Source organism: Methylobacterium litchii, assembly GCF_038442315.1.
Taxonomy (GTDB): Bacteria; Pseudomonadota; Alphaproteobacteria; order Rhizobiales; family Beijerinckiaceae; genus Methylobacterium; species Methylobacterium litchii.
Window position 1 is genome coordinate 1 of the sequence record NZ_JBBXMY010000034.1, and the last position, 17,811, is coordinate 17,811.

12 protein-coding genes and 4 pseudogenes are annotated in these 17,811 nt (G+C 60.4%); 3 read left to right on the forward strand and 13 right to left on the reverse strand.

What is annotated here, in order from left to right:
- Positions 1 to 1,402 precede the first annotated feature (1,402 nt).
- The 11 genes and pseudogenes from AAHF99_RS26675 to AAHF99_RS26725 form a co-directional block, all read right to left on the reverse strand.
- The gene (locus AAHF99_RS26675; RefSeq protein ID WP_342167359.1) at positions 1,403 to 1,759 is read right to left on the reverse strand and encodes a terminase small subunit-like protein; all 357 of its coding nucleotides are present in this window, start codon (positions 1,757 to 1,759) and stop codon (positions 1,403 to 1,405) included.
- A 192-nt stretch (positions 1,760 to 1,951) separates the two neighbouring features.
- Complete coding sequence (locus AAHF99_RS26680) at positions 1,952 to 2,380, reverse strand: hypothetical protein (protein WP_342167360.1); 429 nt, start codon at positions 2,378 to 2,380, stop codon at positions 1,952 to 1,954.
- Between the two features lie 4 nt (positions 2,381 to 2,384).
- Positions 2,385 to 2,966 carry a recombinase family protein gene (locus AAHF99_RS26685; protein ID WP_342167361.1) on the reverse strand — a complete coding sequence of 194 codons (582 nt, stop codon included), beginning with the start codon at positions 2,964 to 2,966 and terminating at the stop codon, positions 2,385 to 2,387.
- Positions 2,967 to 3,613: 647 nt separating this feature from the next.
- Positions 3,614 to 5,740 (reverse strand): glycosyltransferase family protein, encoded by a 2,127-nt coding sequence (locus AAHF99_RS26690; protein WP_342167362.1) that lies wholly within the window; start codon positions 5,738 to 5,740, stop codon positions 3,614 to 3,616.
- Between the two features lie 106 nt (positions 5,741 to 5,846).
- Positions 5,847 to 6,845, reverse strand: coding sequence for a glycosyltransferase (locus AAHF99_RS26695; protein WP_342167363.1), 999 nt, complete (start codon positions 6,843 to 6,845; stop codon positions 5,847 to 5,849).
- A 21-nt stretch (positions 6,846 to 6,866) separates the two neighbouring features.
- Positions 6,867 to 9,320 (reverse strand): glycosyltransferase, encoded by a 2,454-nt coding sequence (locus AAHF99_RS26700; RefSeq protein ID WP_342167364.1) that lies wholly within the window; start codon positions 9,318 to 9,320, stop codon positions 6,867 to 6,869.
- Between the two features lie 64 nt (positions 9,321 to 9,384).
- The gene (wecB, locus tag AAHF99_RS26705) at positions 9,385 to 10,509 is read right to left on the reverse strand and encodes a non-hydrolyzing UDP-N-acetylglucosamine 2-epimerase (protein WP_342167365.1); all 1,125 of its coding nucleotides are present in this window, start codon (positions 10,507 to 10,509) and stop codon (positions 9,385 to 9,387) included.
- Between the two features lie 264 nt (positions 10,510 to 10,773).
- A pseudogene (locus AAHF99_RS26710) lies at positions 10,774 to 11,000 on the reverse strand (IS5/IS1182 family transposase); the annotation flags it as partial.
- 572 nt (positions 11,001 to 11,572) lie between these two features.
- Complete coding sequence (glmS, locus tag AAHF99_RS26715; protein ID WP_342167366.1) at positions 11,573 to 13,399, reverse strand: glutamine--fructose-6-phosphate transaminase (isomerizing); 1,827 nt, start codon at positions 13,397 to 13,399, stop codon at positions 11,573 to 11,575.
- 420 nt (positions 13,400 to 13,819) lie between these two features.
- Positions 13,820 to 14,207: pseudogene (locus AAHF99_RS26720) on the reverse strand (IS630 family transposase); the annotation flags it as partial.
- Positions 14,208 to 14,377: 170 nt separating this feature from the next.
- A pseudogene (locus AAHF99_RS26725) lies at positions 14,378 to 14,620 on the reverse strand (IS6 family transposase); the annotation flags it as partial.
- A gap of 1,391 nt (positions 14,621 to 16,011) precedes the next feature.
- Here AAHF99_RS26725 and AAHF99_RS26730 point away from each other — a divergent pair.
- Together AAHF99_RS26730 and AAHF99_RS26735 are read left to right on the forward strand one after the other, a co-directional pair.
- Positions 16,012 to 16,713, forward strand: coding sequence for a ParA family protein (locus tag AAHF99_RS26730; RefSeq protein WP_342167367.1), 702 nt, complete (start codon positions 16,012 to 16,014; stop codon positions 16,711 to 16,713).
- A complete protein-coding gene (locus AAHF99_RS26735) occupies positions 16,713 to 17,063 on the forward strand; it encodes a ribbon-helix-helix domain-containing protein (protein ID WP_342167368.1) in 351 nt (116 codons plus the stop codon). The genes AAHF99_RS26730 and AAHF99_RS26735 overlap by 1 nt, the downstream gene beginning before the upstream one ends.
- 54 nt (positions 17,064 to 17,117) lie before the next feature.
- On the opposite strand, the pseudogene AAHF99_RS26740 reads toward AAHF99_RS26735, so the two are convergent.
- A pseudogene (locus tag AAHF99_RS26740) lies at positions 17,118 to 17,294 on the reverse strand (recombinase family protein); the annotation flags it as partial.
- A 124-nt stretch (positions 17,295 to 17,418) separates the two neighbouring features.
- Here AAHF99_RS26740 and AAHF99_RS26745 point away from each other — a divergent pair.
- Entirely contained in the window at positions 17,419 to 17,673 is a 255-nt protein-coding gene (locus tag AAHF99_RS26745) for a hypothetical protein (protein WP_342167369.1), read from the forward strand.
- A 27-nt stretch (positions 17,674 to 17,700) separates the two neighbouring features.
- Here the strand turns inward: AAHF99_RS26745 and AAHF99_RS26750 are convergent.
- Positions 17,701 to 17,811, reverse strand: a 111-nt coding sequence (locus AAHF99_RS26750; protein WP_342167370.1) for a transposase domain-containing protein, incomplete at its 5' end; no start/stop codon positions are given.

Sequence of the window (17,811 nt, forward strand, 5' to 3'; positions counted from 1 at the left end):
CGCCGGACCGTCCCCTCCGGCTCAAGTCTAAGGTCAAGTCCAGACACAAAACGATCCTCTCGTGCGGATCGTCAAACTGCCCGGTCAGGTCGCCCCACAGAAGATGGGGTCGGAACATCGCTCACCCTCCAAGGACAATCCGCATCCATGGCTCCCGCGTGCCGTAGCGTCTCGTTCGGCTCTTACCAAAACACTGATTAAATTACCCCGAGGTGATTGAAATCAGCCGGTAGGGGCTCGCTTGGCTTTCAAAAGCCGAGTTGTACGGTGAACCAGGTGCCTGTCCCCATCTGGAACTTTGTGCGTCCTTATTGGCTCATGTTCCTGGGCGAGCCCTCATCTCTGGGCGCTGTGTCATCCCCCCTGGGCGCTGTGTCATCCCCCCTGGGCGCTGTGTCATCCCCCCCTGGGCGCTGTGTCATCCCCCCCTGGGCGCTGTGTCATCCCCCCCTGGGCGCTGTGTCATCCCACTGAGCACAGCTACCCGCCTACAGCCTTCCAGCCGACTATGTGGCTTGATGGTGCGTCCGCACGGATGCAATCTCGAACTCCAACTGCATGGCTGACAGGGCAAACACGACGTTGGACCCCATTGTGTCTTAGACACCGCTCCCGGAGGCGCCCCACCGCTGGTCGACGTTTTGCGAGAGATCAGACAGCATCGAAGGCCAACCTCGCCTGCAGCGCCTCTTACCTCTCTACCGTTCTAGAACCTTGGTGAGGCCCTGAGCGAAGACAAAGCGGGGCCATCCCCGACCCGCAGGTCAAGGTGGCCGCCTGTCTTCGGCGATGTTGGCGGTCCAGAACCCCGGAGCCGGCCCCTCGCTTCAGACTCCTCGTCACCCCCGTCCGGGGAAGAGGATCGCTCGCAACTTCACGGCGATGAAGAACGGTTCGCCGACGACCCCTGGGCTTCGAGCTTTCGCGGTGCCCTTTGGACGTATGGTCGTATCCCCACAGTGTCCGTGTCCCCACCGCGCTGCTGGTCTAACCCGACCACGGAGGGCAAGCCGATTGCTGCTACGATCGGCTCAGAACGGATAGTGAACGATTTGGCGATAGGCAAGGGTGGCGGAAGGAGAAGCCTCTGACGAACTGCGTTGTCTCTGGGGCTTAGTAGACAGGGTCTCCGCGCGCTGAAGTGACAAGCGGCCACCCTGTCCGCTTGCTGAGGGCACAAGCGGCCACCCTGTCCGCTTGCTAGGGGTACAAGCGGCCACCCTGTCCGCTTGTTGATCAAGGCTACCGTTTACTGTGCCCAGTCACTGAGTTGGAGTGAGCGAGCAGCGGACAAACAGGCCGAACCTATCGAACCCTTTGTCCGGCCAAGAACCGCCTCAACAAAGGTGCAGGATGGCTCCCTCTTGGTCCCCAGGCGGCTCGCCTGACACGTCCCGTTGTTTCAGGGGTGATGCTTCTTCAGTTGCATCCGCGACAGCGCCCATTTCCGTGCCTCGATCCGGGTTCGAGCGCGGCGGATAACGTCCTGGTCCAGGACACGTCGGTTTCCGGCCTGCTTCCAATCCCGCGAGACATCGTCGGCGATGTCGATCATCTCATCGGCGATGCACTCAGCCCGGAATTGATGCGCCTCTTGGTACTGTTTCCGGAACTCGGGCTTATCGTTGGCCCACCGCAGGACCGTCGCTCGGCTGGGCATACCCTCTTGCCGGGCGAGCTGTGTGAGATTTTGGCCTTCGCTGAGCCCCTCGCAGATCCGGTCCACCACCTCCGGCGTGTATTTGCTCGGTCGTGCCATCTGTCAGAAGACCTTGCATCTACTACTGCGATCAGCGCTCGGCAGTGTACAGGCAAGGGGGTTTTGCGACCAGTACGTGCGCGTACGCGCGCGCGAGGGCTTCGGATCTTTTAAGCACTAAGCCTGCGGAGGTGATGGGTACTAAGGCGCCAGGCGGGGCCGCAGTCGCCACGCGTCTAAGCCGTAACGCGCTCAGGCATACGGACCTCGGAACAGATCGCCCATTGCTTTTCGCCTGAACAGCGTGAACCAGCGCCGCCGGCGATGCTCCGGCCGGTCGTGGATCATGTGGCAGCGTTGGCAGAAGGCCGCCAGATTGGCACTCGCGTTATTGCTGGTGTCGTGGTCGCGATGGGCAGCTGCCAGCACGACCCGGGTCCTACGCACTCGCGTCAGCACATCGTCCGCCCCGAGGGATAAGCGGGTGATCCTGCCCTGCCCGTCCCGCCATGCCCTAGCCTCCGCATCCCACCAGCGGCCATCACCGAGATGGTAGACGATCTGCCCGTGCGGACGCTTGCAGGCCTCGCAGCGGCCCTTGGCGCGCCCGAAGCGGATCACGACCGACAGCTGTGGCCAGTCAATGGGGTAGAAGAAGCGGTGCTCAGGGCGGATCGGCATGGGCTCACCCCCGGCCGGCGTTGGCGGCGCTGCGGGCCCGCGGGAAGTAGCTATAGAAGGTGTAGCGGCTGACGCCGAGGCGCTTGGCGATGGCGGCGACGGGGATGTCGCCTGCGGCCAGCATCGCGCGGCCAGCTGCAATGTCAGCCTCAGTGAGCTTCTTCGGGCGACCTCCCTTGCGTCCGCGGGCGAGGGCCGCCTTCAGACCTTCCATGGTGCGCTCACGGTTGAGGTCGAGAAAGTACTCGGCCATGGCGCCGTGCATCTGCAAGGCGAAGCGTCCGTGGGCGGTAGCGCTATCGAACTGCTCGGTGAGGGAGCGGAAGTGGACGTCCTTCACGCGCAGCCCGTCGATGGTGCGCATCATCTCGACCAGCGAGCGACCGAGGCGATCGAGCTTCCAGACGACGAGCACGTCCTCGGGGCGCAAGTAGGCGAGGGCGGCCTCGAACTCGGGTCGCTTGGTGCCGGCCTTGCCGGACTTCTTCTCCTCGAACAGCCGTTCACACCCAGCCTTGGTCAGCGCATCGCGCTGGAGGTCAAGGTTCTGGTCGAGCGTGGAGACGCGGGCATATCCAACGAGCATGTCAGGATAGTAGATTAGGCAGGTTTATCTGTCAGTAGTTTTCCTGCCACGTTTTCCTAACAATCGCAGGCTGATCTAGCCGAGCTCGGGCAAGCCGATCCAGCGATGTATGAAAAACGGTCGGTTTTCTGACATAGGCGGTCGCGCTACCTAGCGTTAAGTTCCAATGGGCCTTGCTGAATGGAACGGCCGTGCTGGAACATGGCCGCTTGCCATTCACCTCGGCCGTACGTGACAAACATCGTAATTGCCGGGAAGCGGGCTTAAGCTCCCGCTCTTGTGACAGCGAGAAATGGCCGTGGGTCGCCGGCCTGCTTTCAAGATTACCATGCGGAAAAGCGGACGACCCTTCGGTGAACGGGCGTGTCGCAAAGATTTTTGCCGCAGAAAATTATGCTCCCGGCGAGGGCATGCCCTGGTCCGATGGAGCGAAGCCGGGCCCGTCAAACTGCCAGATCGCCCCCGCTAGCGCGGCTGAATAGGCAGCGAGCGGGCATCGTAACACCTGGTTCGGAGAAGGTTATTTCGACCGTCGAGCGTTTGCGACACGCCCCGATCAAGCTGATCGACGGCGGACAAATGTCGAACTACACGGAACAAATATGGATGAGCGACCGCACAATACAAAGATAAATTGCCGCTATGAATTAGCAGATAACACTAATCAGATCGCGTATTCCGGAAAAGAACTCCGCTCTTAGCTTTAGAAAAACGAGCGCATTCTCAGACATCATCTCGACCCTAACAACCCGTGACGGAATATTTCCATCTGAAAACATATCAAGTGGGATAAATTGGAGCCCCAATGAAGGAAAATCTCCAATATCGTTTGACAGTAAAACTGGAATGATCCCAGCCGCACAGTATTCTATAAGTTTGGTGGGACACGCGACTTGATTCACTTCGGATTGGCTGCGGATGGCGAAGCCGAATTGAGACTTTTGGTATAGATCCCAAAGCTCATCTTCTGAAAACACGCTTTTAACCGTCAGTTTTTCCTTAATCGGCTGAGCTAGATGTCCGAATGCATTCCAGAACCCCGCCGCGTCGGCTGTGAGAATGTCGGTGCGCATGCCGCTCGCCTCAACTGCCTTCAGCATCACGTCGATGTTCTGCCAGCTATCAAGCGATCCAGCATAGAGTGCGCCCTCGGTCAGGAGCGACCGCTCGCGCACGACAGGGTATCTCGGGCTGGAGATCATGATCGGTATGTTGATGAATTTGGACTCGTCGATGCCCGGATATTTATCGATAAAGTAATTCTTCATACGGCGCGTCACGGAAACGACGTGCGTCGCCGCGCCAATCACAGATCTTTCAAGGTCGTAAAGCACATCCGCGCGTGAACGAAGGCCGCTGTACGTCGTCTCTTCGGGGACTATTCCGTGGAGATCCAGAATGGATATGTTTGCTTCGGCGAAAATCTTCTGTAGCGTTTTATGCTCCAGCGGATAGATCGAGTGCGAATAGATACCGAGGGCTTTCTCAGCAATCTGGAAAAGCATCTCCTGTTCGATTGGCGTCTCGTTGACGGTCAGTTCGAAGACATTTTCGCTGACGCTCGCAAAGACGGCTGGCCTCCCGGCTTCGGGAACCACTCTGACGTAGACACGACGCAAGGGACCCAATGCCGCGTCGATAGAGCGAACGCGGCGGACGTAGCCGTTGCTCCCCGCCGCAACATCGAAACCGACCCCACCCAACACGATGAGGAAGGGCTCACCCCCGAGTTCTCGCGTTAGAACGTCGACGACTGCGTTGCGCACGATCACCCCGCGGCTGGGATCAGCCTTCGAGGTCTTAAAGTCTAGGTCTCGTCGCACGCTGGCCCGCGCGGCCCGCTTATGAAGCTCGGATTGAAAAAAGCCGTTCGACCGTCCCACCGCGACATAGTGCTCGAACGGGCCGCCGTAGGCCGACATCGGCTCCTTGTACTCCCGCTCGTACCAGACAGGATCGAACATCTCGCTGGGCTGGCGCCTCTCTCGATCGCCGAACTTCATGAAATGTTCGACAGCCGCCATCTCGCTGTCGACGACATCGGGGTTGTTGCGCATGTACCAAGCCGCGTCGAAATCGGGAATGAAGATGCGCCCTTCTCGCAATCCCTTATCGAGGTAGCTGAACACGGCATTCTGGGCGTGCTTGCAAGCATCCGTATTGCTCTTTGCATACCAGAGCGGATCGAAATAGGGATTGGGCTTGCGGAATTGGCTGGCGCCAACCCGGACGTAGTGGGACAGAGGCTCCATCGAACCTGTATCGCCATAGATGCTGGCATACCATAAAGGAAGAAACACGCTATTGGGGTGACGGCCCTCCCGCCATCCATGGTGAAGGTAGTGGCCCAGCGGCTCAATCCCGGCGGCATCCACATCGGCATGGCCAGACACATACATCTTGATATCGAACCAGACCGATGGTGCGCGGCCTTCCCGCCATCCGAATTCTAAGTAGTGTGCAAGCGGCTCGATCCCGGCGGCTTTAACGTCGGGATTCTGATCGAGATACCATTCGGGGTCGAACAAGGGATGCGGACGCCGCCCCTCCTTCCATCCAAACTCCACATAGTGGGCAAGCGGTTCATACCCTGCTGCTGAGACATCGGGGTTCTGGTCGAGGTAGTGTGTCGGATCAAACAGGGGGTTCGGCCAGCGGCCCTCCGACCATCCTGAGCTAAGATAATGCTGCCACGGATCGAGGCCGGCGCTTACGACATCGGGATTGCGCTCGACGTACCACGAGGCATTGAACAACGGCAGGGCGTCTGGCACAATTGTCGTTGGTTCAGGGTTGGGGGCCGATGCGCGAAAAAATATAGGACGTCTCACTGGCGCGTGTTCCTTCATTCGCCAAGCTGGCGCAATATGAATCTACCAATCACATGAGTTCAAAAATCGACCTTAGCCCTTGGATCGTATCATCTCCGGAGACATGAAAGTCTCTCAGCTTTTCCACAGTGGGTTTGATTTGCAGCGGATTGAGAAGACAAGAAGCTACTTTGCCAGCGCCGTCTTGAACGTTTCCGAGCGCGTACAGCAAGGATGATGATCCTTTGACGACTTCTGAATGACCACTATTGTTGGCCAGCACCACAGGTATCCCGAAGGAAAGTGCCTCCGCGGCGGCAAGCCCCCATGTTTCGTGCCGCGAAGACGAGACGAAGACGCTACGGCCGGCGGCGAGCCTCTGCAGCCAAGAGTTCATGCCGACGAAAGACAGTGCGCCGACATGCAGGATCCGGTCGCGGACGCCCAGCTTCTCGGCCGTCTCTTTGATCAAGCTCCGGTCGACACTTGGGCTGATGATGATCATCCGAAGGTCGGGCACGGACTGCAAAGCCGATGCAAAGATCTGGACGGCTTCTTCCGTGTTCTTTCCCATTTCGATCCGGCCGACATAAAACATTACGGGCCAAGGAAGGGCCTGCAGCGTCATGACGCCGGGCGTAGGGACCCGGTTGGGAACAATCCGCACCGGAACATCGGTCAGCCGTCTGACTTGAAGAGCCGTGCTTTCGGATGGCACGGCAACTGCCTTCACCGTCTTAGGCATCGACCTCAGGTATTCCTGGCCGAGAAAGCGGCTAGTGTGACATTCTACAAATAGCTTTACCGCCGCTGGCACGAACTCGAATATTTCCGGGCTGTCAATGATATCGATGTAGTCATAATCTGAAAGCCTCGGACTATCAACAACCCGCAAGTAGTTGTGAATTTTGTAACGGTCGATCGCCTCATACATCGGCTTCAGTCCGCCATAGTTGCGGATGAAATGGACGTCCAAGCTGATTTCGAAATCACTCTGCGACAACGTTATAGCGCGGTTGAGGAGCACGCGCTCGACGCCTCCAGCCGTGGCGAACTGGTATACAGCCAAGATTTTTCGCTTACGCATTGGTCATGCCACCCAGTCTAAGAACCTGCGTCTCCAGGTAGACATTGACGCGAATTCGGCCATGACGTCGTAGTTTAAGTCGCCAGCCACCAGCCGCTCGATGGCGGCCTCAATCGCTGGTCGCGCCGCGGCCCAGTCCGCGACGACGGTGGTCTCGGGATAGTCCGCCAGATGCGGCATGCCGCTGGCAATTACTGGGAGGCCAAAGTATAAGTATTCGTAAATCTTGATGGGATCGACGGCCTCGCTCAATTTTGAGGGTACGAAGGGAATAATCGCAACGTGCCAGTCGGCGACATGCTCGGCGAGACGATCGGCCGGCACGAAGCCGACAAGGGTGACATTGTCGAGCTTCGCGGCTTCTGTCCGGACCCAGTCGGGCTCGCCATACCCGATCAATCGAAATTCCAGGGCGGAGCTCACCTTCGCGAGGGCTATGATGCCGCGCCAGTCGAACCAGGAATCGGTGAGGTGCCCGAAATATCCGACTATGGCCCGTTTGTCAGCGTTGAGGCTCCGCTTGGAAACGAAGCGATCACGGGGCTCGACGCCGCGAAGACCGTTCGCAACCCAGCGGATGTCAGGCCTGATCGCGTCGAATTTGTCCTTGAGGCGCGGCGACACCACGGTGACGCGATCCGCACCTGCAAGCGCCTGACGTTCGAGCTCCTCCGACCACCATACCGCCTGGCCGACAGACTTGAATTCCTCCCAGTCATCCAGAATGTCATAGGTGACGCGAAACCCGAGGGACCGAAAATCAGCGATGCGCTCGACGAAATCGTCGCTGGGAATGGTGAGCATGAACTCGCCTTCGCCCACGCCCCCGGTGCTACGCACGGTGTCGAGCAAATCTTCAAGATCGAAGCGCCCGATCTGCAGCAGCGTCGCACCGATCAGCATCCCCCGTTTCGCGAGATCCTCGTTCCGTCCCCACTGCCACGCCACGAAGACGACGAAATACCCGGCCGCAGCCGCTTCCTTCGCCAGCGCGATCGGTCTCTGGTTGTATTCAGGTGAAAATTCGAACGCCGACGTGATGACAAACAATCCCCGCCGCATGCCAGAATTCACCAAGGCACACATCGCCTTCAGGCGATTGAGTAGACGGTTGTCGGTGCCAAGGTCCTCGCCGACACCCTTGGTATCGTTCTCGCCGAGGACGGAGAAGGAATTGCGGAGAGGTTCTTCGGGCGTCCACGACGGAGATTGCGTCTGGCCTCTCTGGCTGCTCCGATAAAAATCATAGAACTTTTGCTGTGTCTCCGCCAGATTGCGTTCCATATCGCGGGTACGAGACAAGGCGGATCGGGTGGCGTCAAGTTCCCCCTGCAGCCGAAAAAGCTCGCTTTTGTGAAGGAGTGTGTGCCGCTTTCGCGTGGGATCTTCGACGTTCTCCATAGCTACGGGGATGGCGGCCGGTTCGGGCGGCTGCGTGTCGGCAGCAATGCTCGGTTGTGCGAGCGACCCGGCGGGGTCCGGTAAGTCCGCGACCGCGAGCGCCTCATCCAGCTCGCTGTCCGGATCTTCACCAGGTGAGGCGGGATCCTCATCGTGAGACGTTGGGTGAATGTCGACGTCTTCGAGGGCGATCTCCTGCGGCTGCGGAACGGTCGCGAAATCCGCCGCCACCTTGGGTTTGGCATCGGCCAGCCGTTTGCCAAGGTCCTGCATTTCACGTTGGACCGCGAGGTGCTCGAGGGTCAAAGTTGCGAGCCGGCCGACATTGGCGGCGAGCGTGTGCCCAACCAACGTAAACTCGTCCTTCTGTCCGCTCTCCGCCACGAGTGCTGACACACGTTCAAGAACCCGATCCTTGGCGTAGACCAGCAGCACTTGCTGGCCAGACCACCACGTATTGGGGATCGAGGACGTGTCGACGATCTTTATATAGGACAGGTAGAAATCTCGACCAACGATCGGAGGAATTGTGTTGTAGTCAAATACAAAAAAATGCTCCGACAAATCTGTGTAATCCTGAAAAGGCAGAAGCAGCCAAATGTAGTCCGAAGAAATTTTAGAAATTCTGTCGAGAATAATTTGAGGGCTGACGAAATGTTCAAGGACGTTGGAAGAAAAAATGATGCTTGAAGATTTTTCGAAGGGAGTGCTGGAGAAACGTCGATTCGGGTATTGCTTCGCGGCTTGTTCAATCGCTATACCAGAAAAGTCATATCCGGAGACATCACTTTCAACGAAATACTCACTCAGAACTTCGACGGCATCGCCGAGGGCACATCCCCAGTCACAAATCGACAGTTTGCGTTCTCGAATATCATCGAACAGCCAGGATGGAGAATTGTTCAGTGCTACTTTGCAGAAAAAGATTGTCTGAGCGGGGCCGCCCTTTTTCTCCCAGTCGCCGCGAAACCTGCCGTCCCAGTACTGTTTAGAATTGACTTGTTCCGCAACAGACCCTTCGCCGCTTTCTACGCCGGTGCCAGACTGATTTTCCATCGCAATCTACCTGTAGAGTGAACCGCAAGCCCGCGCCGCAGGAATTTAGAACTGTGAAATGGCCCTAACCCGCGGGAAAAGGAACCGTCGCAAAGTATTTCTCGAGTCTATCGCAGATCCGGGTTGCAGCATGCCCATCGCCGTAGGGAGAAACTCCTTTAGCCATACTTTGGTAGAAGGCAGCATCACTCAGCAGACGCGTCACAGCCGCCACGATCCCAGCCCGGGATGCTCCGACAAGAGCCGCAACCCCGGCGTGTACAGCTTCAGGGCGTTCCGTTTCGTTCCTCAGAACAAGCACGGGCTTGCTCAAGGCCGGTGCTTCCTCTTGCAGGCCGCCGCTATCGGTGAGCACGAGGTCGCATCGATCCAGAGCCGCGAAAAGCGATGGATAGTTCAGAGGCTCGAGTAGATGCACTCGTGCTTCTTGCCCGAGCATCGTCTCAGCCATCGCCTTGACGTTCGGATTGGGATGAACCGGGTAAATAACGTGGAGGCGAGGAAAATTCTTCAACAGGTCTTGGACCGCAAGAAACACTTGGTTCAGCGGTTTGCCAAAGTTCTCGCGCCGGTGTGCGCTCATGAGGATGACTTGTGCATCATCAGGCAAAGCAATCGGAAGGGCAGGCCTGTGGTTCCGCGTCAAGAAAAGCGCGTCGATGACTGTATTGCCGGTGACTAGAATCGACTGGTCGTCGATGCCTTCTTTCAGCAGATTGTCTCGGGCGCCTGCCGTCGGCGCGAAATGCAACTTAGCGCTGATGCTCGTGACAACCCGATTGAATTCCTCGGGAAACGGGTAGGCGAGATCGAACGTCCGCAAACCGGCTTCGACGTGGGTGAACGGAATCCGGCGGTAGAAACACGCAAGAGATGCGACAAAGACAGTCGTTGTGTCGCCCTGCGCAATAACCAGCTCAGGCTCCACGACTCGAAGATAATCGTCGACTTTCTGCAACAAACGAGACGTCAGTCCGGCCAAGGTCTGGTCCGGCAACATGGCGTCGAGATCATGATCTGGTGTAATACCAAAATCGCTGAGCGCTTGATCTAAGAGGCCGCGATGTTGGGCAGTAGCCAATACATCGACTTCAGCCCAGTGTTGCTGTTTCAAGGCCAGGATGACTGGAGCCATCTTGATCACTTCTGGCCGGGTCCCAACCAGACAACAAATGCGTCGTCGAAGCACTATCTAGGATCCTATTCAAGGGGGGGTGAAGACCGCCCGTGAAATTAGTAGGACCTAAAGAGGCCCAGGTTCGAGTTATTCGAAACGTTGCTTAAGGCGCGACCCGGTTAGAGGAGACCATCTGTTACGTCAAGGCGATCTTCGGCGACGTGGACCGCGTGAAATTATTTCGAGCGGGGCGGTGCATCTTACCGGTGTGTTCGCGAGCATGCAGTGTGAGGCCACTCCTGCTGCGCGCCCGATTACCTCGTGAAGGCGGACTGCATCCGACAGCGAGTGACCGGCATGGAGGATCAGCACCTTGAATATGAACCCGAGGTCGAACGCTGGACAACTGCTCTTGACTTGTCCGAGCGGGGCACGGCACGGGCGAGGTCCTTCCAGGATAGCTCGAAATCGACGATGCGGCTTAACCGCTCCAGGGCGTTGCCCTCGGCCGAGAGATCCTTCAGACGCTCATCCACGTCGAAAAAACTGGGCTGACCGCGCATCGCAGCACCTCACAGACCGCCGGCGCCATCACACCACGAGACCTTCAAACCGCGAGGATTTTTGGAGGTGTCAAGTCATGTTTGGAACAGGCTTTTTCGCACTTTTTATGAGGTTGCTCGTTGGACTTGCCAATCGGTGCCATATTAACTTTTCAATCCTCAATGATCCAAATATTCTGCGATTTTACGAATATTGATCAAGCTAAACCGATGATTCGCATCAATTGCAAGCTTATTCCCACAGAGCGCCCCGCGTGCGTGTTTGATGCCTGGCCATTATTCCGCAAGGGCGGTTAGAACGCTCTCTAATCCCGTGTTATGAATATTCTTAAACTTAAAATCTAGTTGGCAGCTTAATTGCAAACTTAGCGATTCGCTTTCTGAATAAATATGCGGGACAAATTACGATTAACATTCCTGCTGAACGTCATGATGCAATATTTTTGCAATCCCTTCAATATAAAGTTACAGAAATTTGCTATTTGATCTCATAATTGCCAACCGACGAGGCCTAATTATCCACGAAACCGATCAACAAAAATTTAATTAAGGACTTCATAAGATTTTCTAAATCATTCTACAGTCACGGATTTTGCAAGGTTCCTAGGTTGATCAACATCTTTCCCCATTTGCACAGCCGTATGGTACGCTAGTAGTTGGATTGGGATTGCGTAGATGAGGGGCGCAAGTGTCGTGTTCATTTCTGGCATCATAAAAGTCGCCAGCGTTTCCAGCCCATGCTCGGCCGCGCCCTTGGCATCGCCGATCAACACGATGCGCCCGCCGCGCGCTGCGACCTCCTGCATGTTCGAGACCGTCTTCTCAAACACCGCGTCATGGGGTGCAATGACGATCACCGGAACGCTCTCGTCGATCAGCGCGATCGGCCCGTGTTTCAGCTCGCCCGCCGCGTAGCCCTCGGCGTGGATGTAGCTGATTTCCTTCAGCTTCAGGGCGCCTTCCAGCGCCATCGGGTAGCTCGTACCGCGCCCGAGGTAGAGCACGTCACGCGCCTTCGCGACCTCGCGGGCGAGGCCCTCGATGGCGGGCTCGTGCGCCAGCGCGTCGGCCATCAGGCCCGGCGCCTTGATCAGGCCGTCGATCAGCCGCTTCTCGCCCTCGGCGTCGAGGGTGCCTCGCGCCCGGCCCGCCGCGATGGCGAGGCAGAGCAGCACGGTCAGCTGGCAGGAGAACGCCTTGGTCGAGGCCACGCCGATCTCCGGCCCGGCGAGCGTCGGCATCACGACGGAGGATTCCCGCGCGATGGTCGAGGTTGGCACGTTCACCACGCAGAGCGTGTGCTGGCCTATCGACTTGGCGTAGCGCAGGGTGGCCAGGGTGTCGGCGGTCTCGCCCGATTGCGAGATCACCAGGGTCAGCCCGTCCCGCTCCAGCGGCGCCTCGCGGTAGCGGGCCTCGGAGGCGACGTCGATCTCCACCGGCAGGCGGGCGATCTGCTCGAACCAGTAGCGGGCGACGAGCCCGGCATAGAAGGCCGTGCCGCAGGCGGTGATGTAGACGCGGCTGAGCTTGGCGAAATCGAAGGGCAGGGCCTCCGGCAGGATCACCCGGCCCTCGGCCATATCGATGTAATGGGCGAGCGTCCGGCCGACGACCTCCGGCTGCTCGTGGATCTCCTTGGCCATGAAGTGGCGATACTCGCCCTTGTCGACCCGGAACGCCTGGGTGGCGATGGTCTGGCGGGCGCGCTCGACCACGGCGCCGGTGGCGTCGCGGAATTCGACGCTGTCGCGGGTCAGGATCGCCCAGTCGCCCTCATCGAGATAGGCGATGGCATCGGTGAAGGGGGCGAGCGCCAGGGCGTCGGAGCCGAGATAGTTCGCGCCCTGCCCGTAGCCGACCACCAGCGGCGCCCCGTGCCGGGCGCCGATCAGCAGGTTTTCTTCGCCGGAGAAGATGAAGCCCAGCGCGAAGGCACCGCGCAGGCGCGGCAGGGCGGCGGCCACGGCATCGACCGGGCCCTTCCCCTTGTCCATCAAGCGGCTGACGAGTTGGACGACGACCTCGGTGTCGGTATCGCTCTCGAAGCGGATGCCGTCCGCCTCAAGCTCCTGCTTCAACTCGCGAAAGTTCTCGATGATGCCGTTATGCACGACGGCGAGGCGCGCCGTGGCATGGGGGTGGGCGTTCACCTCGGTGGGGCGGCCGTGGGTCGCCCAACGGGTGTGCCCGATGCCGATCGTGCCGGTGAGCGGCTGCTCGGCGAGCTTGGCTTCGAGGTTCACGAGCTTGCCCGAGGCACGCCGACGCTGGAGGCTGCCATGCTCCAGGGTGGCGATGCCGGCGGAGTCGTAGCCGCGGTATTCGAGCCGCCGTAGCGCCTCGATCACCTGCCCCGCTACCGCGTCGCGCCCGACGATGCCGACGATGCCGCACATTCTACCCTCTCTCAGACTCTTGGCGTCTACGGCACCCTCGGCGCTATCAGTTGCGCACACGTGGCGGGAAGTGGGGGGCATAGATCTCAGCGCGAGCCCCCCCTGAAGAGACTTTCGCCGGCCGCCGAATCGGGAAGTGCGGGTCATAGAGGTCGAGCCGCTCCCGTTTTGGGTGGCTCTTCGCCTCTGATGTGAGGGTCGGTTCCGACGCTGCCTTCATCGCCTACAATCCATGGTTGTACGTGCGGCCTTGTAAGTCATCAGCCAAGTGTAAGCTGTTGCCTTCTTACCATAGTCAGTGCCGGCGCGGCTTTTAGGTTTTTTAGCCTAGGTTTTGGAACGACTACCTTGCAGTAGTAATTAGCCTCCGCGAGGTGGCTCTCCCCGGGATTTGGTGAATCAGGCTGCTAGTGCACTGACTCAGACGGATGGTTCAGGGGATCGGCTGACAGCGGCGAGGATGTCGGTGGCGGGCTTGGTCCAGACGAAGGGTCTGGCGCGCTGGTTGTGGTCGGCGATATAGCGTTTGATGGCCGCCTGCAGGTCGATGACGCCGGTGAAGGAACCTCGCCGCAGCCGACGACGGGTGAGCGCCGAGAAGAAGCCCTCGACCGCGTTGAGCCACGAGGCCAAGGTCGGGGTTGAAGTGGAACATCCAGCGCGATTGGCGGACCAGCCAGGCGCGCACCTTCAGATGCTTGTGGGTCGCGACGTTGTCGAGGATCGCGTGGATCGCCGTGTCGGGCGCAACGGTGGCCTCGATGGTGTTCAGGAGCCAGATGAACTGGGCGTGTCGCAAACGCTCGACGGTCGAAATAACCTTCTCCGAACCAGGTGTTACGATGCCCGCTCGCTGCCTATTCAGCCGCGCTAGCGGGGGCGATCTGGCAGTTTGACGGGCCCGGCTTCGCTCCATCGGACCAGGGCATGCCCTCGCCGGGAGCATAATTTTCTGCGGCAAAAATCTTTGCGACACGCCCGACGGAACTGGCGCAGCCGCTTCTCGACCAAAGGCGCGTAGGCGAGCACCCAGCGGTTGATCGTGGAGTGGTCCACCTCCAGACCGCGTTCCAGGAGCATCTCCTCGATGTCGCGGTAGCTCAGCGGGTAGCGCAGGTACCAGGAGACCGCCTGGACGATCAGCGCCGCCTCGAAGTGCCGGCCCCGGAAATCAGCTTGGGCGCGCTGCTTGAGCCTAGCGGCGATGGCGGACAGGATCATGGGCCAGCTCCAAAACGGAGCGGCAAGCTGAGCGGGTACGGCTAACGACCCGTGAACGAAGGGCCGTTCGGGTTTGCGACAGGCCCTCGTCGAGGCCGTCTGCTGCCCCTCGGCAGCCTTTCAACTGTTCCAAGCGTGAGGCCGGCGCGGCGCCCTGCCGAGCGAAGGGCCGGCCTCATGCGCCTGCCGCCTGTGACGTCGTTCGTCTGGGCGGATTCTGGGCTGCAAGACGCCCTCGCGACGGTGTTGCCGTCCTCGTTTTCCCCGGATTTGAAACCTTGGTACTCGTGGTGGTCGGGGAAATAGCACCTCCCCCCTGCCCCACCGATCGGCGCACGAGCCGGTTCCAAGCGATCCAATCGCGGCCGACGATCCGGACCACGCTCGACAGGTTGCGCCAGGCCGACGAGCGCCTTTCCTCGATTGTGATGATGCCTAGGTCCTTCGCCCGGCGTAGCGTTGCCCGAACCGTTGACCGGCTTACCCCCGCGAGGGCGGCTATCTGCTCGTGGTAGAGGCGGCAGTCCCCACGCTTGACCGTCTCGACCGCGACGACGGCGAGGGCCGCCTGCTCGGCGAGGGTGAACTGCGCCGCGAGCTGCGGCGGGAGGCGGCCTGAAGCCGCCCACCGCCGTCTACGCTCCATACTGGCGTCCGTGCGCGGCCGAGAGCCGGCCCGGCGAGGCAAGACCGTCCCGATCTGCCGAGCGCCGTCCTGGGGCTGCTCTGCGGCTTGCAGGGGCATCCTGTAATCTTGAACCCCCCTGCTCTGCCGGGCCTCGATCAGGCCGGACAGCACCTCGGCCTCGGCCTCAGTGATCTGTCCGTCTCCGAATGCCCGCCATAGCGCGGTGGCGATGGCCGGTAGCGCGGCCTGCGGTGCTTCTTCCGCCCGTCGGCGGATCTCATCTGCGTACATCGTCCCGCACCCATCGAGGCGCGCGGCATGGCTCACGCGCTCTGACGAGCGCGCTTGCGTCCAGGCAAAGCGGGACCGGTGCAGAAGTTGGCGCTTCCGCTTGACGCCCTAGGGGCGCTCGTGAGACTGTCGGGGAGTGATTGATCCCGCCGGTCTCTCTGAGATCGGTCCACGGCCTCCCAGGTTGGCGCTTGGGGGGCCGTTGCTTTTTCTAGGTCTCTACCGCGTCGGTTGATCTCCTGACGGCGACTCCCGGAGGCCGGGCGCCGTAAACCGCGACTTTGCGGTGAGCCGCCGCCGCTGGCAACTCCCCGTCCCAAACTTAGCCGGTCGCGGCCGAGCTGTCTTCTCTCTGACAGGTCAGCAAATCGACAAGTTGTCAGGCTGACGTGTCAACACTCTGACGTAGAAACAGCCTGATAGGTTGCATCGACAGTCCGTTGCGTTGAAGAAGTGTAAACTCGTCGACGCGATGGTGTGGCACGCCGTCAGATCGTCACGGCGTCAGGAGGTCAACGCGATGCGCACGCTCGCTCTGGTTTCGCAGAAGGGAGGCGCCGGGAAGACGACGCTCGCTCTGCACCTTGCCGTTGCCGCGCACCGCGCCGGCCTTCAGGTCGCCATCGCCGACCTCGACCCGCAGTCGTCGGCCTGGAAGTGGTCTGAGCGGCGCAAGGACCACCCGGAGGCGGTCGTGACCTCGGCGGAGCAGCTCGACCATGTGAAGGCGCAGGCCGCGGCAGGCGGCCTCGACCTGCTCATCATAGACAGCGCGCCGCACGCCGACCGGCCGGCGCTCGTGGCCTGCAAGGCTGCCGACCTGGTCCTCATTCCGTGCCGCGCTTCGATCCTCGACATCGACGCCATCGGCCAGACTCACGACCTGACGACGATCGCCCGGAAGCCCTCGTGGGTCGTTTTCAACGCTTGCAACACCTCGACGGAGTTCGACCTCGACGAGGCGCGCGCCGGGCTTCAGGAGCGCGACATCCCGGTCTACCCGGGGGCGGTCTACCAGCGCGTGAGCTACTCGCGAGGCTTCATCCCCGGCAGAACGGCCCAGGAGATCGAGCCCGGGGGGAGGGCGGCTTCCGAGATCGATGACCTGTTCCGGTGGACGGCCGCACAGATGGGCCTCACCCTTCCGCAATCCGCCAGCATCGAGGCCGCGTGATGAGCGCCGCTCCCCGTTTTAGCCTCCGGGCCGCCGTAACCGACAGCGTTTCAACCGGTCGCCGGGAAGAGGCCCCCGAGGCGATCGAAGCCGAAGCGACTCCCGAGCCCGCCGCTCCGCCGCCGCCGCGGCGGCGCGCCGCGAAGCCCCCGGCCGAACCGGTCAAGACCAAGCGCCCGACGACCCGCGAGGGCGCGCGCGGGATCACGGTCTGGGTCGAGCCTGAGATCTATCGGATGATCAAGCTGGTCGGCCTCGACGCGGACATGACGACCCAGGATGTCATGATGGAAGCCATCGGCGACCTCCTCGCAAAGAAGGGGAAGGGCCGCATCGCGAAAACGCGATGACGGCTCACCGCGCTGACGTGTTGACACGTACAGGCTGCACACGCCGATCGCGCGCGCCAGCTCGGGCCGGTCAACGCGCTTGCCGCTTTCGGCCTCTGTGAATTCGGCCACCACGGCAGCGTCGCTAGCGAACGCACGCACGGCCTGTCGCTGGGCATCTAGGCCCAGACCGCTCGCCTCCTGCCGGGCGGTCGACACGCGATAGTAGGCGACCAGCTTGCCCGACCCCATGCCCTGACCTCCGTATCGACGTTGGTTGACGCCGATGTCAGGGCGGCAACGGGCATGCTGGTTAACAGGCGGTTTTCGCCCAGATCAGGTGAGGATTATCCCTGGCCCATCCGCGGGATGAGCCATGCCCGACCTGACAGCGCCGCTGTTCGTGGCCTCCGGCTTCGTCGGGATCGGCTGGCTGATCATTCGCGCCGACCGTGAGTACACTGACGCGATCCGGCACACACTCACGATATTTGCCCTGGTGCTCACCCTCCTCGTCACAGCCGGCGTGATGGCGAAGCTGCGGGCGGCAATGGGTGCTGGGCGGATGTCGCATCGGGTCGAGGCCCGATCCCAGGTCGAGCGCCCTTCGGCGGTGGCAAGGAAGCCTTAATCCAGCCCTCCAAGGTAAGCGTCGTTCTCAGGCCACGGCTTTGAGGGGCTGTGGGGCGTAGGCCCAGGGCAGCAGGTCGTCGATATGGCTCTGCAGATGGCCGTCGACGATGCGGGTGATGACGTCGGTCAGGTAGGC

What these genes read in the sequence shown, in the direction of transcription:
- glmS (WP_342167366.1), bottom strand. Translation starts at nt 13,399, where the DNA reads ATGTGCGGCATCGTCGGCATCGTCGGGCGCGACGCGGTAGCGGGGCAG.
- AAHF99_RS26675 (WP_342167359.1), bottom strand. Translation starts at nt 1,759, where the DNA reads ATGGCACGACCGAGCAAATACACGCCGGAGGTGGTGGACCGGATCTGC.
- AAHF99_RS26745 (WP_342167369.1), top strand. Translation starts at nt 17,419, where the DNA reads ATGCCCGACCTGACAGCGCCGCTGTTCGTGGCCTCCGGCTTCGTCGGG.
- AAHF99_RS26730 (WP_342167367.1), top strand. Translation starts at nt 16,012, where the DNA reads ATGGTGTGGCACGCCGTCAGATCGTCACGGCGTCAGGAGGTCAACGCG.
- AAHF99_RS26735 (WP_342167368.1), top strand. Translation starts at nt 16,713, where the DNA reads ATGAGCGCCGCTCCCCGTTTTAGCCTCCGGGCCGCCGTAACCGACAGC.
- AAHF99_RS26680 (WP_342167360.1), bottom strand. Translation starts at nt 2,380, where the DNA reads ATGCCGATCCGCCCTGAGCACCGCTTCTTCTACCCCATTGACTGGCCA.
- AAHF99_RS26700 (WP_342167364.1), bottom strand. Translation starts at nt 9,320, where the DNA reads ATGGAAAATCAGTCTGGCACCGGCGTAGAAAGCGGCGAAGGGTCTGTT.
- AAHF99_RS26685 (WP_342167361.1), bottom strand. Translation starts at nt 2,966, where the DNA reads ATGCTCGTTGGATATGCCCGCGTCTCCACGCTCGACCAGAACCTTGAC.